This window comes from Streptomyces sp. NPDC127129, from assembly GCF_042671585.1.
In the GTDB taxonomy this organism is placed as follows: domain Bacteria; phylum Actinomycetota; class Actinomycetes; order Streptomycetales; family Streptomycetaceae; genus Streptomyces.
The window spans coordinates 43,765-58,092 of record NZ_JBHXTV010000005.1; the positions used below are offsets into that span (position 1 = coordinate 43,765).

15 protein-coding genes and 1 other RNA gene are annotated in these 14,328 nt (G+C 71.3%); 12 read left to right on the forward strand and 4 right to left on the reverse strand.

Going from position 1 to position 14,328, the window contains the following annotated elements; genetic code table 11:
- Positions 1-371 precede the first annotated feature (371 nt).
- Positions 372-1,034, forward strand: a complete 663-nt coding sequence (locus tag ACFVGW_RS11070) for an LPXTG cell wall anchor domain-containing protein (protein WP_383227925.1) — start codon at positions 372-374, stop codon at positions 1,032-1,034.
- A gap of 103 nt (positions 1,035-1,137) precedes the next feature.
- Here ACFVGW_RS11070 and ACFVGW_RS11075 read toward each other — a convergent pair whose 3' ends face one another.
- Positions 1,138-1,323, reverse strand: a complete 186-nt coding sequence (locus tag ACFVGW_RS11075; RefSeq protein WP_352187405.1) for a hypothetical protein — start codon at positions 1,321-1,323, stop codon at positions 1,138-1,140.
- Positions 1,324-1,570: 247 nt separating this feature from the next.
- Here ACFVGW_RS11075 and ftsE point away from each other — a divergent pair, with 247 nt between their 5' ends.
- The 5 genes from ftsE to ssrA all read left to right on the forward strand — a co-directional run bounded on the left by ftsE (position 1,571) and on the right by ssrA (position 5,550).
- A complete protein-coding gene (ftsE, locus tag ACFVGW_RS11080; protein WP_215071052.1) occupies positions 1,571-2,260 on the forward strand; it encodes a cell division ATP-binding protein FtsE in 690 nt (229 codons plus the stop codon).
- A gap of 21 nt (positions 2,261-2,281) precedes the next feature.
- Positions 2,282-3,199, forward strand: a complete 918-nt coding sequence (gene ftsX / locus ACFVGW_RS11085) for a permease-like cell division protein FtsX (RefSeq protein WP_385851749.1) — start codon at positions 2,282-2,284, stop codon at positions 3,197-3,199.
- A 78-nt stretch (positions 3,200-3,277) separates the two neighbouring features.
- Positions 3,278-4,474 carry a S41 family peptidase gene (locus ACFVGW_RS11090; protein ID WP_385851750.1) on the forward strand — a complete coding sequence of 399 codons (1,197 nt, stop codon included), beginning with the start codon at positions 3,278-3,280 and terminating at the stop codon, positions 4,472-4,474.
- A gap of 18 nt (positions 4,475-4,492) precedes the next feature.
- On the forward strand, positions 4,493-5,032 hold the full coding sequence (smpB, locus tag ACFVGW_RS11095; protein ID WP_385851751.1) for an SsrA-binding protein SmpB: 540 nt from the start codon (positions 4,493-4,495) through the stop codon (positions 5,030-5,032).
- 125 nt (positions 5,033-5,157) lie between these two features.
- Positions 5,158-5,550: a transfer-messenger RNA gene (gene ssrA / locus ACFVGW_RS11100) on the forward strand.
- A gap of 29 nt (positions 5,551-5,579) precedes the next feature.
- Here ssrA and ACFVGW_RS11105 read toward each other — a convergent pair.
- The gene (locus ACFVGW_RS11105) at positions 5,580-6,923 is read right to left on the reverse strand and encodes an MFS transporter (protein ID WP_385851752.1); all 1,344 of its coding nucleotides are present in this window, start codon (positions 6,921-6,923) and stop codon (positions 5,580-5,582) included.
- A gap of 28 nt (positions 6,924-6,951) precedes the next feature.
- Here ACFVGW_RS11105 and ACFVGW_RS11110 point away from each other — a divergent pair, with 28 nt between their 5' ends.
- The 3 genes from ACFVGW_RS11110 (at position 6,952) to ACFVGW_RS11120 (ending at position 10,745) form a co-directional block, all read left to right on the forward strand.
- Complete coding sequence (locus ACFVGW_RS11110; RefSeq protein ID WP_385851753.1) at positions 6,952-7,974, forward strand: LysR family transcriptional regulator; 1,023 nt, start codon at positions 6,952-6,954, stop codon at positions 7,972-7,974.
- A gap of 194 nt (positions 7,975-8,168) precedes the next feature.
- Entirely contained in the window at positions 8,169-9,533 is a 1,365-nt protein-coding gene (locus ACFVGW_RS11115) for a nitrate/nitrite transporter (protein WP_385851754.1), read from the forward strand.
- 75 nt (positions 9,534-9,608) lie between these two features.
- The gene (locus ACFVGW_RS11120) at positions 9,609-10,745 is read left to right on the forward strand and encodes a uroporphyrinogen-III synthase (protein ID WP_385851755.1); all 1,137 of its coding nucleotides are present in this window, start codon (positions 9,609-9,611) and stop codon (positions 10,743-10,745) included.
- A 27-nt stretch (positions 10,746-10,772) separates the two neighbouring features.
- Here ACFVGW_RS11120 and ACFVGW_RS11125 read toward each other — a convergent pair whose 3' ends face one another.
- Both ACFVGW_RS11125 and ACFVGW_RS11130 read right to left on the reverse strand, forming a co-directional pair.
- Positions 10,773-11,255, reverse strand: coding sequence for a DUF1772 domain-containing protein (locus tag ACFVGW_RS11125; protein WP_385851756.1), 483 nt, complete (start codon positions 11,253-11,255; stop codon positions 10,773-10,775).
- Positions 11,256-11,363: 108 nt separating this feature from the next.
- Positions 11,364-12,035 carry a hypothetical protein gene (locus ACFVGW_RS11130; protein WP_385851757.1) on the reverse strand — a complete coding sequence of 224 codons (672 nt, stop codon included), beginning with the start codon at positions 12,033-12,035 and terminating at the stop codon, positions 11,364-11,366.
- Positions 12,036-12,208: 173 nt separating this feature from the next.
- Between ACFVGW_RS11130 and ACFVGW_RS11135 the strand changes: the two genes are divergently transcribed.
- The 3 genes from ACFVGW_RS11135 (at position 12,209) to ACFVGW_RS11145 (ending at position 14,312) form a co-directional block, all read left to right on the forward strand.
- On the forward strand, positions 12,209-12,760 hold the full coding sequence (locus ACFVGW_RS11135) for a CGNR zinc finger domain-containing protein (RefSeq protein ID WP_385851758.1): 552 nt from the start codon (positions 12,209-12,211) through the stop codon (positions 12,758-12,760).
- Positions 12,761-12,855: 95 nt separating this feature from the next.
- Positions 12,856-13,443 (forward strand): sigma-70 family RNA polymerase sigma factor, encoded by a 588-nt coding sequence (locus tag ACFVGW_RS11140; protein WP_352187529.1) that lies wholly within the window; start codon positions 12,856-12,858, stop codon positions 13,441-13,443.
- On the forward strand, positions 13,440-14,312 hold the full coding sequence (locus ACFVGW_RS11145) for a zf-HC2 domain-containing protein (RefSeq protein ID WP_385851759.1): 873 nt from the start codon (positions 13,440-13,442) through the stop codon (positions 14,310-14,312). Before ACFVGW_RS11140 ends, ACFVGW_RS11145 begins: the two co-directional genes overlap by 4 nt.
- The last annotated feature ends 16 nt before the right edge of the window (positions 14,313-14,328 follow it).

Below are 14,328 nucleotides of genomic sequence, written 5' to 3' on the forward strand. Positions count from 1 at the left end.
GCCCATCGCGCTTCTCGCCCACCGCGCCTCTCCCCCCGCAGGCCCTCCCAGGCCCTCCCAGGCGTTCGCGGGCGCAAGCGGAAAGCGGGACTGCGGGACGCTTTGTCGACAAGGGAACTGCCCTTGGCGGGGCGGTAGTTCCACGTTTACGTCACAGTTGCATCCCCGCATGGCGGGCAACTCATGATCTTTCGGGCATCGCACGCGCAACGACCTTGACGCGTACTCGGAAACTCGGAAGGGTGGCACGCGGCATGCGTATCTATGGGGCGTGTGTGAACGGGGGCTGGTTGAGTGATCACGCCGCCCCCGTGCCCGTTGCCCCGAGCGCGGCTCCATGACGAGATTGAGCTACTGGGGGTAGCAGCCAGATGACGAAGAAGACGCGCATTCGCGTTGCGCGAATAGCTGCCGGTGCGATCATCGCCGCCGGCGCGTCGCTCACCGCGGCGGGCGCGGCCTCGGCTGTGGGTGTCGATCTGACGATCGGTGTCCAGGCCGAGCTGCCGGAGGTCGACCCCACCTGCATCCCGGGCACGCCCGGTTGTGAGGAGACCCCGCCCACCACGCCGCCGGTGACCACGCCGCCGGTCACGACCCCGCCGGTGACGACTCCGCCGGTGACCACGCCGCCGGTGACGACTCCGCCGGTGACCACGCCGCCGGTGACGACCCCGCCGGTCACGACTCCGCCGGTGACCACGCCGCCGGTCACGACCCCGCCGGTCACCACGCCGCCGACGACGCCGACCACCCCGGGTGAGACGCCGTCGCCGACGACGCCGAGCGACGACTCCACCGACGACGCCGGCACCTGCACCGTCGACCTCGACGGCGCCGAGTGCGTCAACAACCCCGACACCGACAACGCCGGCTCGCAGCCCGTCGAGCAGGGCAAGGCCAAGGAGGAGCTGGCCGAGACCGGCGCCGCCGAGACCTCGTTCCTGATCATCGGCGCCGCGACCATGATCGCCGGTGGCATCGGCTTCCGGATGCTCCCGCGTCTGGTCGGCGGTGGCCGCGCCGCCGTCTGAGCGGTTCGGTGACCGTCAGGTCGTAGAAGCATGAAGAAGAGGGCCGGGGGGCGTACCCCCGGCCCTCGTTCGTCTCCGGCTCGTATGCGGAGCCGCGGAAGCCCTACGCGCTCTGCAGTGCGGCGAGCAGCGCCACCATCGCCACCAGGGCGACCACGAGCGCCAGCAGCATCGCCGGGGTCAGGCCCGCCGACGGGTCGAGGCGTTCCCGGTTCGCGCGGCAGACGGGGCAGCGGCCCTCCGCGACGGGGGCCGCGCAGTTGGCGCACACCAGTCGGTCATAGGTCATGCGCTCTCCTCCTCCCGCACTGGGGTCCACACCTAGGACAACGCCCGGTGGTACCCGAGCGTTCCCCCTACCACTCTGCCAGTTCCGAGGCGTTTCGGCGCGCCCCGTCGGATTACACCCGGATCGCATCGCTTCCGCCCCGAAGGGCGAAAAGGATAAAGCACGCAAGCCGGGACCGCGACTGCGCGCCCCATCTCCGGTCGCGTAAGGTCGCGCACACCTACTCCCGGCCGACCGTGGTGCATCCGTGATCCGATTCGACAACGTCTCCAAGTCCTATCCGAAGCAGAACCGCCCCGCGCTCCGGGATGTATCCCTGGAGATCGAGAAGGGGGAGTTCGTCTTCCTCGTCGGTTCCTCCGGCTCCGGAAAGTCGACTTTTCTCCGGCTGATCCTGCGCGAGGAGCGCTGCAGCCATGGCCAGGTGCACGTCCTCGGCAAGGACCTCGCCCGGCTGTCCAACTGGAAGGTGCCCCACATGCGGCGCCAGCTCGGAACCGTCTTCCAGGACTTCCGGCTGCTGCCCAACAAGACCGTGGCCGAGAACGTCGCCTTCGCCCAGGAGGTCATCGGCAAGCCGCGCGGCGAGATCCGCAAGGCCGTGCCCCAGGTCCTCGACCTCGTCGGCCTCGGCGGCAAGGAGGACCGGATGCCCGGCGAGCTCTCCGGCGGTGAGCAGCAGCGCGTCGCCATCGCCCGCGCCTTCGTCAACCGCCCGATGCTGCTGATCGCCGACGAGCCCACCGGCAACCTCGACCCGCAGACCTCCGTCGGCATCATGAAGCTGCTCGACCGCATCAACAGGACAGGGACCACCGTCGTCATGGCGACCCACGACCAGAACATCGTCGACCAGATGCGCAAGCGCGTCATCGAGCTCGAAAAGGGCCGCCTCGTCCGCGACCAGGCGCGCGGCGTCTACGGATACCAGCACTGAGCAGGTAGGGGATAGAACACCATGCGCGCTCAGTTCGTGCTCTCCGAGATCGGCGTCGGCCTCCGGCGCAATCTCACGATGACCTTCGCCGTCATCGTCTCCGTGGCCCTCTCGCTCGCCCTGTTCGGCGGTGCGCTGCTCATGCGCGAGCAGGTCAGCACGATGAAGGACTACTGGTACGACAAGGTCAACGTCTCCATCTTCCTCTGCAACAAGAACGACGCGGCCACCTCCACCAAGTGCGCCAAGGGCGCGGTGACCGCACAGCAGAAGGAGCAGATCGAGGCCGATCTGAAGAAGATGGACATCGTCGAGACCGTGCACCACGAGTCCACCGACGAGGCCTACAAGCACTACAAGGAGCAGTACAGCGACACCGCCATCGCGTCGGTCATCACGCCCGACCAGATGCAGGAGTCGTTCCGGGTCAAGCTGGACGACCCGGAGAAGTACAAGGTCGTCGCCACCGCCTTCGCCGGGCGGGACGGCGTGGAGTCCGTCCAGGACCAACGCGGCATCCTGCAGAACCTCTTCGACCTGATGAACGGCATGAACGTCGCAGCGCTCGGCGTCATGGCGCTGATGCTCGTCATCGCGTTGATGCTGATCGTCAACACGGTGCGCGTCTCGGCCTTCAGCCGACGGCGTGAGACCGGCATCATGCGGCTGGTCGGGGCCTCCAGCTTCTACATCCAGATGCCGTTCATCATGGAGGCGGCCTTCGCAGGCCTCCTCGGCGGCGCCGTCGCCTGCATCATGCTCCTGGTCGGCCGGTACTTCCTCATCGACCACGGCATCGCGCTCGCCGAGAAGATGCAGCTCGTCAACTTCATCGGCTGGGACGCCGTCCTCTCGGTGCTGCCGCTCGTCCTCGTCATCGGCCTGCTGATGCCGTCCCTTGCGGCCTTCGTCGCGCTGCGCAAGTACCTCAAGGTGTGAGAAGAGACCCCTGAGTGCCCCGGGCGCCGTACGGCCAACCACCGTACGGCGCCTTTCGCTTGTCCTAGAGTGGGCGCCATGTCGGCCGTCGACCCGGGCTCCCGCCCCGACCTCTGTCTCCGGCCCCGCGGAGTTCTCCGCGGGGCTGCCCTGACGCTGGTCTTCGCCGGAGTGCTCGCCACGGCCGCCGCCACCGGCTCCCTGCCCCGGCAGGAGGCCGCCTCCGTGAAGCGCGCCCCCCAGGCCGCCGCGCACGGCACGGTAGACCCGGCCGACCTCTCCCGCGCCGCCGCCGAGGCGATGGCCGACGGCAAGTCCGGCCAGCAGGCCGCCGAGGAGTTCGTCAGCCGCAGCGGCGACCGCTGGGGCGCGGTCTACGGCCCCGCGGAGTTCGAGGAGTTCGAGCAGGCCCTCGACGGCTCGTACACCGGCGTCGGACTCTCCGCGCGGAAGGCGGACAGCGGCCGCATCGAGATCAGCCGCGTCCAGACCGGCGGACCGGCCGCCCTGGCCGGGCTGCGCGCGGGCGACCGCCTCGTCGCCGTCGACGGACGCGACACCGCCGCCCTCTCCGTCTCCGAGGTCGTGTCCCTGCTGCGCGGCGACGGCGCCCCGGCCGGCTCCACCGTCGCCCTCGGCGTCGAACGCGGCCGCTCCGCCTGGACGCAGACCCTCACCCGGGCCCGGCTCGCCACCGACGACGTCACCGTGCGCCGCCTCGACGACGGGACGGTACTGATCAAGGTCACGGCCTTCACCAAGGGCGCGGGCCAGCGGGTACGGGACGCGGTACGGCGCGCCCCGGCCGGCGCCGGAGTCCTCCTCGACCTGCGGGGCAACGCCGGCGGACTGGTCGCCGAGGCCACGGTCGCCGCCTCCGCCTTCCTGGACGGCGGACTGGTCGCCACCTACGACGTCGACGGCGAGCAGCGCGCGCTGTACGCGCAGAGCGGCGGCGACACCCGGCGGCCGGTGGTGGCGCTGGTCGACGGGGGCACGATGAGCGCCGCCGAGCTGCTCACCGGGGCCCTGAAGGACCGCGGCCGGGCCGTCACCGTCGGCTCGCGCACCTTCGGCAAGGGTTCGGTGCAGATGCCGAGCACGCTGCCCGACGGCTCCGTCGCCGAGCTGACCGTCGGCCACTACCGCACCCCCTCGGGCCACGGCGTCGACGGCCTGGGCATCACACCCGACCTGGTGGTCAGCGACACCACGGGCGAGCGGGCCGAGAAGCGGGCGAGGACGGTATTGAGTGGCCTCGGAGGGGGCTCGTAGTGCGAAAATGGCCGCACTATGGCAAAGGGACTCGTGAACGTGCAGGGCAAGCCTGCCAAGAAGAAGGACCCGGACAAGGGTCCTGAGCGCAAGATCATCGCGCAGAACAAGAAGGCGCGCCACGACTACCACATCATCGACACCTACGAGTGCGGTGTGGTGCTCATGGGCACCGAGGTGAAGTCGCTCCGGATGGGCCGGGCGTCGCTGGCCGACGGCTTCGTGCAGATCGACCGGCACGAGGCGTGGCTGCACAACATCCATGTGCCCGAGTACACGCAGGGCAGCTGGACCAACCACTCGGCGAAGCGGAAGCGCAAGCTGCTCCTGCACCGCGCCGAGATCGACAAGCTGGAGGCGAAGTCCCAGGAGACGGGTCACACGATCGTGCCCCTCGCCCTGTACTTCCTGAAGGGCCGCGTCAAGGTCGAGATCGCGCTCGCCAAGGGCAAGAAGGAGTACGACAAGCGGCAGACGCTGCGGGAGCAGCAGGACACCCGCGAGACGAACCGGGCGATCGCGGCGGCGAAGCGCCGCCAGCGGGCGGCGGCCGTCTAGACCGTGCCGGCGGCCGCGCGGACCCCGTCCGGCCAGGGCCCCTTAATACGCTGGCAACCGTACGCGGTCGTCACGTACCATGGGACCCGCACCTCACAGCGGGTGCACGTTTGAAAAATCAACATGGGGATGATCGGTTTCGACAGCGGATGTCGAAGCAGGGGAAGCGTGTCGAGGAAGCGGCAATGATCTCGTAAACCATATGTCGCAACCAATAATCGCCAACTCCAAGAGCGATAACTCCCGCTTCGCCCTCGCTGCCTAATTTTAGGTAACGAGCAGAAGCCTCTGTGAGGAGCGTCAGCCCGGGGATGGTCCCGACCCGGATCCTGGCGTCATCAAGGGATCTAAACCTCTAGCCCCGGTCACGGGGGCCTGAGGGAAATCAAACAGTGACTGAGCCCGTCGGAGACTTGTCCGCGTGATCTCCGGGGCTGAGAAACTCCTAGCGGACTGCACACGGAGAAGCCCTGATTCTGCACCGTTGGACGCGGGTTCGATTCCCGCCATCTCCACTCATCCCATGTGGGCAGAGGCCCGGCAGTCGTCACGACGACCGCCGGGCCTCCGTCATTTCCCGGGCCGTCTCGCCCGCGAGGGCCAGCGCCGCCGCGGCCGTCGGGATCAGGAACGCGTACACCGTCGACGGGGCGTGCTCCGCCGCCCAGCCGCCGGTCGCCGAGCCGACCGCGACACCGGCGAGGAGCGCGGTCACCGCAAGGGTCATGCCCTCGTTGAGCCGGCCCGCCGGGGTCAGGCGCTGGACCAGGGCCATGCCGGTGACCATCGTCGGCGCGGTCGCCATGCCCGCCACCAGCAGCCCGGCGGCCAGGGCGAGCAGGGAGCCGGCCGCGGCGCCCAGGAACGGCATCGCCATCAGACAGGTCATCGCCACGAGGCAGGTGCGCAGCCGGCCCGAGCGTCCGGTGCGGCCGTAGACCAGCCCCGCCGCGCAGGAGCCCGCGGCCTGCAGGGCCAGGATCGGTCCGGCTGCGGGTCCGTCCACGTGTGCGAGCGTCACGACCTCCATCGCGCCGAAGACCGCGCCCATGGTGAGGAAGACGCCGAGCAGGGGCAGGGTGCCGGCCCGGCGCAGGAGGGAGCCGGGCGCGGTGGCGGAGCGGGGCGTGGCCGGGGGCTCGGTGGAGCGCTGGGCGGTGAAGACCAGCACGCCGGTGAGGAGCAGGACGGCGCCGGCCAGCGTGCCCGCCTCCGGGAAGAGCGCCGTGCACAGGAACGCGGCCAGGACCGGGCCCAGCATGAAGCACAGCTCGTCGACGGCCTGCTCGAAGGCGTTGGCCGTGTGCAGGGTGGAGGGCTCGTGGCGGAGGAGATGGGCCCAGCGGGCCCGGGACATCCCGCCCGTGTTGGGGCTGGTCGCGGTCGCGGCGTAGGCGACGAACAGCGTCCAGGCCGGTGCCCGGTGGTGCACGCACAGGAGCAGGGCCAGCGAGCCGAGCGCGGCCAGCGCCGCGGCCGGGACGGCGACCCGGGCCTGCCCGTACCGGTCGACGAGCCGCGCGGTCCAGGGGGCCACGACGGCGATGGCGGCCATGCCGGTCGCGGTGACGGCTCCGGCGAGCGCGTACGAGCCGTACGCCCCCGCGATCATGATCACCGCGCTGACGGTGAACATTCCCATCGGGAGCCGCGCGACGAGGTTCCCGAGGGTGAACGCGCGGGCGCCGGGGACGGCGAAGAGCCGCCGGTACGAGCCGGGGGCGGGGGCGTCGGTGATGCCGGGACCGGAGGCACGGGCGGTGGTGCGGGCCGGGGCGGAGGGGGCGGCCGGGGCGGCCAGGGGGGAGGGGGCGGCGGAGGACTCCGGCTCGCGGTAGCGCGGGGCGAGCGCCGGGCCCGCCGGGGTGAGCATGAGGTCGTGATGCGGCATGCACCCAGCCTCCGGGGAGCCCCGGGCCATGGTCCAACACCTGATCCGTGGCCATTCACGCACCCGTGTTGTTAAATGCCGGGTGGTCACTTCGTACGACATCGAACCCCGGCTGCTGCGCGCCTTCACCGCCGTCGCCGACGAGCTGCACTTCACGCGCGCCGCGGCCCGCCTGTACGTCGCCCAGCAGGCCCTCTCCCGCGACATCCGGCGGCTGGAACGGGACCTGGGCACGGACCTGTTCGTACGGACGACCCGACAGGTCACGCTCACCCCGGACGGCACGCGGCTCCTCCCGTACGCCCGCAGGGTGCTGGCCGCCTGCGACGAACTCGCCGACGCCTTCCGGGCGGTCGCGAGGCCCCTGCTCGTCGATCTCAACAGCACCGGGCTCCCCGCCCAGGGCGACGTCATGGAGCGGGCCCGTGAACTCGCCCCCGAGCAGGAGCTGATGGCCCGCTACGAGAACGGGCTGACGTGGGCCGCCGCCGAGATCCTCGCCGGTCGCCTCGACGTGTCCTTCGGGCGGTACGGCGGGCTCGACGCGTCCACACGGGGCCGGCTCGCCGCGCAGTTCGTCCGGTACGAGGCGATGGCGGTCGTGCTCCCCGACGACCACAGGCTCGCGGACCTGGCGGAGGTGCCGCTGGCCGCGCTGGAGGGCGAGAGCGTCTACGCGGGCGCGGGCAACGACCGCACCCCGGAGTGGACCGACCTGGCCGCCCGGCTCTTCGAGGGGCGCGGCATCTCTGTCGCGCCGCCCGCGCCGATGGCGGTGGGACCGGAGGAGTTCCGGCGGATCATGGCCAAACTCCGCACCCCCGTCCTCGCGGTCGTCGGCTTCCCGCCGATGGAGGGCTCCGTGCTGCGGCCCCTCGTCGACCCCGTACCGCTCTCCCCGGTGAGCCTCGTGTGGCGCAAGGGGCTGCGCCACCCCGGCCTGGACGCGCTGCGGTCCGCCGCGGCCGAGATCGGCGCGCGGGAAGGGTGGCTGGACCGGCCCGCGGACTCCTGGCTCCCGCACGGCGAACCGGGCGTGCCGGGGGCCTGAGCAGCCGGGCGGCCGGGCCGGCGGGCGCCGGGGGAGCGGAACCCCGTACTCACACCGGAGCCGCGCGGCGGGTGAGAGCAAGGTTCCGTACCCGTCACCTTCAGCCACCGGCCCGAAACGCGGCCTCCCTAGGGTCGTGCCCCAAGAGGTCCGGAGCATCTGACGCTCGGGACCCGACACCGTGGAGGTACGTGATGGGCGGCCGGTGGATCGAACGGTGGGAGCCGGAGGACGAGACCTTCTGGCGTGACCAGGGAGAGCGGATCGCGCGGCGCAATCTCGTCTTCTCCGTGCTCTCCGAGCACATCGGGTTCTCCATCTGGAGCCTGTGGTCGGTCATGGTCCTGTTCATGGGGCCGCAGTACGGCATCGACCCGGCGGGGAAGTTCTTCCTGATCGCGACCGCCACCTTCGTCGGCGCGCTGATCCGCGTCCCGTACACCTTCGCCGTCGCCCGCTTCGGCGGCCGGAACTGGACGGTCTTCAGCGCGCTGCTGCTCCTCCTGCCGACGGGCGTCGCCTTCGCCGTGATGGAGCCGGGCACCTCGTACCAGACCTTCCTGCTGGTCGCCGCGCTCACCGGGGTCGGCGGAGGCAACTTCGCCTCGTCCATGACCAACATCAACGCCTTCTTCCCGCTGCGGAAGAAGGGCTGGGCGCTCGGCCTGAACGCGGGCGGCGGCAACATCGGCGTCCCCGTCGTCCAGCTCGTCGGGCTGCTGGTCATCGGCACCGCCGGAGCCGTGCACCCGAGGATCGTCCTCGGTGTGTACATTCCGCTGATCGTCGTCGCGGCCCTCTGCGCCGCGCTCTTCATGGACAACCTCGCCCCGGTGAAGAACGACACCGGTGCCGCGAAGGAGGCCGTCAGGGCGGGCCACACCTGGATCATGGCCTTCCTCTACATCGGCACCTTCGGTTCCTTCATCGGCTACAGCTTCGCCTTCGGGCTCGTCCTGCAGACCCAGTTCGGGCGCACTCCGCTCCAGGCCGCGTCGCTCACCTTCATCGGCCCGCTCCTCGGCTCGCTGATCAGGCCGTTCGGCGGCTCCCTCGCCGACCGGCACGGCGGCGCCCGCATCACGCTCGCGAACTTCGGCGGGATGGCCGTGGCGACCGGTGTGGTCGTCTACGCCTCCGTCATCGAGTCGCTGACCGTCTTCCTCGTCGGTTTCATCGCCCTCTTCGTCCTCAGCGGTCTCGGCAACGGCTCCACGTACAAGATGATCCCGGCGATCTTCCTCGCACAGGGGCACCGCAAGGGGCTGTCGGGCGAGGCGGCGGAGGCGTACGGACGCAGGCTCTCCGGGGCCGCCATGGGGCTGATCGGAGCCGTCGGCGCGCTCGGCGGGCTCGGCATCAACCTTGCCTTCCGGCAGTCCTTCCAGACCGCCGGCACCGGCACCGCGGCCTTCGTCGCCTTCCTGCTCTTCTACGCGGCCTGCATGGTCGTCACCTGGGCGGTATACCTTCGCCGGCCCGCGGTCGTCCCGGACACGGCCGAGGGCGCGGATGCCCAGGGCGAGCCGGCGTCGCAGCGCGGATACGCCGAGGTGTGAGCGGAAATGGTCCGTAACGGCCAGGAAATACCGGCGAACCGAGCCTGTCACGGATCCACGTCAGGCTCGGTCGTCATGAACGAGCAAGAGCAGGGTCCCCTCGCGGGGTTCACCGTCGGGGTCACCGCCGCTCGGCGCGCAGACGAGCTGAGCACGCTTCTCCGTCGCCGGGGCGCGGCCGTGGTCCACGGCGCGGCGCTGCGGATCGTGCCGCTCGCGGACGACACGGAACTGCTCGCCGCCACGAAGGATCTGCTGGACCACGCCCCGGACGTCGTCGTCGCCACGACGGCGATCGGCTTCCGTGGCTGGATCGAGGCGGCGGACGGCTGGGGTCACGGCGAGGCGCTCCTCGACCGCCTGCGGGGCGTGGAGCTGCTCGCCCGGGGCCCCAAGGTCAAGGGGGCGGTACGGGCGGCGGGGCTCACCGAGTCGTGGTCGCCGTCCTCCGAGTCCATGGCCGAGGTGCTCGACCGGCTCCTCGCCGAGGGGGTGACGGGGCGTCGGATCGCGCTCCAGCTGCACGGGGAGCCGCTGCCCGGGTTCGTGGAGGCGCTGACGGCGGGCGGCGCGGAGGTCGTCGGCGTACCGGTCTACCGGTGGATGCCGCCCGAGGACATCGGCCCCCTCGACCGGCTCCTGGACGGGATCCTGTCCGGCACCCTGGACGCGGTGACCTTCACCAGCGCACCGGCCGCCGCCTCGCTGCTGACGCGGGCGGAGGACCGGGGAGCGCTGGACGCGCTCCTCGAAGCGCTGCGCCACGACGTGCTCGCGGTCTGCGTGGGGCCGGTGACGGCGCTGCCGCTCCAGGCGCACGGCATCGGCACGTCGCAGCCCGAGCGCTTCCGGCTCGGGCCGCTGGTGCAACTGCTCTGCCAGGAACTGCCGTCCCGGGCCCGTACGCTCCCGGTGGCGGGCCACCGGATCGAGATCCGCGGGCACGCGGTCCTCGTCGACGGCTCCCTGCGGCCCGTCCCGCCGGCCGGGATGGCGCTGCTCACCACGCTGGCGCGGCGGCCCGGCTGGGTCGTCTCCCGCGCCGACCTGCTGCGTGCCCTGCCCGGCGCGGGCCGCGACGAGCACGCGGTGGAGACGGCGATGGCCCGGCTGCGGACGGCGCTCGGCGCGCCGAAACTGATCCAGACCGTGGTCAAGCGCGGGTACCGGCTGGCCCTCGACCCGGTGGCGGACACGAAGTACGACGAGTAGGGGCGGGCCCCGCCGCGCCGGGCGCGGTCACCTCACCCGGCGGACGGCGAGCGCGCGCAGCAGGCAGACGAAGCCCGCCGTCGTCAGGACCGCGCGGACGAGGTTCCAGGCCACCCACGGGGCCTCGAAGTCCGCGCGGGCCCGTACCGGGTCCGTCGCCGCGGCGAGGGCGTCGTTGAGCGGGACGTTCACCGCCGAGGTGACCGCGAAGACCGCGACGTACAGGACCAGCGCCGCGATCCCCCAGACCCGCGCCGGCGTGCCCCGCAGCTGCCACGCGGCGACCGCCGTAAGGATCAGCGCGCCGAAGAACGGCGTGAAGAAGACCGGGTTCTGGATCACGTCGTTGATGTTCCGCATCACCTCCACGAACACCCGGTCGTCGCTGCGCGCGAGCGCCGGCATCACCGAGCACACGTACGCGAACCACACCCCCGCGATCAGTCCCGTCGCCACCGTCGCCGCGCCGAGTACCGCCCCGGCCGCCGTCCCACCCCTGTTGTCCGTCATGACACCCAGTCAAGCGCCCCGGGCCGGGCGGCACCATGGACGAGCGTCCAGGCTCCATACGCGAGCGTCCACGGCGAGGCCCGGAGCCGTGGCCCCCCCACGCTCCCGTCAGCCGCACTCGCTCACCGGGCAGAGTTCCGCCTCGCCGTATCCGGGCAGCAGCCCGATCTCCCTGCGCAACTCCTCGCGCCGCGCGTCGGACAGATCCTCGGAGAATCGGATCTCCAGGTACGAGCCGGCGTCCGACTCCGATCCGGTCACCTGGGTCGCTCCGAACGGCGCGAGCCGCTCCTCGACGTCTCCGAGGCCCTGCGGAGCCCCCGGTTCGGCGGCGGCACGGAAGGTGCGCGGCTCCGCGAGGGCGGGACCGATCTGGAAGTGCCAGAGGTAGAAGCCGCCGAGCGCGAGCATCGCGGTCGTCAGCAGGGCTCCGACGCCGTAGGTCACCTTCGTGGCGACCGGTCGAGCGCGCGGGTCCGCGAGCACGGCCAGCAGCAGGAGCACCGCGGAGGGCCAGAACAGGAACATCCCGAGGAAGACGCCGAGCGCCCCCCAGACGAGGAGCAGCACGCCGATCGTCACGGCGGCGCCCCGGAAGGCGACGCGACTGTACGCGAGGGAGAGCGGGAACGCCGTGGAAGCCCCGGTCAGGACGAACACCACGGCGAAGTACGAGTCCAGCCCCCACAGCGTGACCGGTGCGGCGGCGACGACCGCGCACACCGCCAGCGCCCGTTGTCCCCCGTGGATGCTCGTGCCGCTCTTCCGCCCGATCTCCATGACCGCCCCCAGCCGCATAGTTGAACGTGTTCATTTGAACGCGTTCAAGGTAGCAGGGCCGCGCGGCGGTCGCGATGCGTTCCGGACGGGTCGCGACGCCCTCTAGCCGGACCGGGTGTTCGGGAGCACTCTGGTCGGGCGCCCGCATCCGACCGCGAGGTGGTGACAGGGTCATGACCGTACGGTTCGACTCCGGCCGCATCTGCCTTGATCTGGCCGATCAGCCGCTCGCCCACACCCAGGCGCTCGACCGCTTTCTGCGCACCACCGGGCTCGTCCCCGCCGTCGTGCCCCTCCGTGCCCTCGACGCCGGCTGGGTCGTACGCTTCCGCGAACTGCGCGACTGTGTCGTCGAGCTGGTCCACGCCCAGCTCGACGGGCGGCGCGCCGGGCCCGCCCTGGAGCGGCTCAACGCCCTCGCCGCGGCCTCCGCGCCCCCCGCACCCCGCGCCGTGCGCACCGAAACCGGCGGGCTCGTACGGGCCTTGAGCGTCGAACCCGACTGCCGTGCGCTGCTCGCCGCCGTCGCGCGCGACGCCGTCGACCTGCTCACCGACCCGAACGCCCGCGCCCTGCTGCGCCGTTGCGAGAGCGACGACTGCCGCCGCTGCTACCTCGACACCTCGCGCGGACGCCGGCGCCGCTGGTGCTCCAGCGAGGCGTGCGGAAACCGGGAGCGCGTTGCCCGGCATCGGGCAGCCCGGCGGGCGAAGGCGACCGTCTGAAGAAACCCGTGAAAAACTTCGCACGGCGTTGAGTCGAACCCGTCCGCGCTCCGTACCTCTCCACGACAGACAGGGTCTCGACCGGGAGGTTCGTGGTGCGCAAGGATGCGGCCGTGGCCGATGAACGTCCGCATCGGGCCCGGCATCGCAGCGAGGTGTCACGCCACCGACCCGACGTCCCTGACGAGGAGTTGATGCGTGCTCTCTACCGCGAACATGCCGGGCCCCTGCTCGCCTACGTACTTCGCCTCGTCGCCGGCGACCGCCAGCGTGCCGAGGACGTCGTGCAGGAGACACTCATCCGTGCCTGGAAGAACGCCGGCCAGCTCAACCGGGCTACCGGCTCCGTCAGACCTTGGCTGGTGACGGTTGCCCGGCGCATCGTCATCGACGGCCACCGAAGCCGGCAGGCCCGGCCCCAGGAGGTCGATCCGTCACCGCTCGAGGTCCTGCCCGCGGAGGACGAGATCGACAAGGCGCTGTGGCTGATGACGCTCTCTGACGCTCTCGACGATTTGACACCCGCCCACCGGGAAGTGTTGGTCGAGACCTACTTCAAGGGGCGTACGGTCAATGAGGCGGCCGAGACCCTCGGCATACCTGCCGGGACCGTGCGTTCCCGAGTGTTCTACGCACTTCGTTCCATGAAAATCGCGCTGGAGGAGAGGGGGGTTTCGGCATGAGCAGCGGCATGACACCGCCGCACGACGCCGCGGGTGCGTACGTACTCGGCATCCTGGACGATGCCGACGCCGCCGCCTTCGAGGCGCATCTGGCGGGTTGCGAGCTCTGCGCCGCGCACGTGGAGGAGTTCGCCGGCATGGAGCCGATGCTCGCCATGCTGGCGGACGCGGGCACCGCACCGGCCGCCCCCTTCGGCCCGACGTCGATCGATCCGTACGCCGACAAGGCCTTCGACGACTTCGCGCCCCGGCCGCCCGCCCCGCCCGGCCCCCGCCGGGCCCAGGGCGCCCCCGTCCCCCTCCACGCCGTCGGCGCCCAGCCCGGACCCGAACTGCTCGACCGGCTCATCGACGAGGTCGGTGCCAAGCGCGCGAACCGGCGCCGCCGCTCCTTCTACCTCGTCGCGGCCGCCGCCGTGCTCGTCGTCGGCGGCCCCGCCGTCGCCGTCGTCGCCACCTCCGGCGGCGAGCGGGAGAACAGAGCCGTCGAGCCGCACCCGACCAGCCCGGCCGAGGACGCCTTCTTCCACCACATGGACGAGAAGATCCAGGCCACCGACCCGACGACCAAGGTCAGTGCCACCGTCGGCCTGGAGAAGAAGGGCTGGGGCACCCACACGGTCCTGGAGCTCAAGAACGTCAAGGGACCCCTGAAGTGCCGGCTGGTCGCCGTCTCCAAGAGCGGTGACGAGGAGACCGTGACCTCCTGGGCCGTCCCGAAGTGGGGGTACGGCATCCCCGGAGCCACCATGGAGAGTGCCAAGAACCCGCTGTACGTCCACGGCGGCGCGGCGATGGACCGCAACGACATCGACCACTTCGAGGTCAGGACCTTCGACGGCGAACGCCTCGTGGAGGTCGAGGCCTGACATTTTGCCCCCCTGT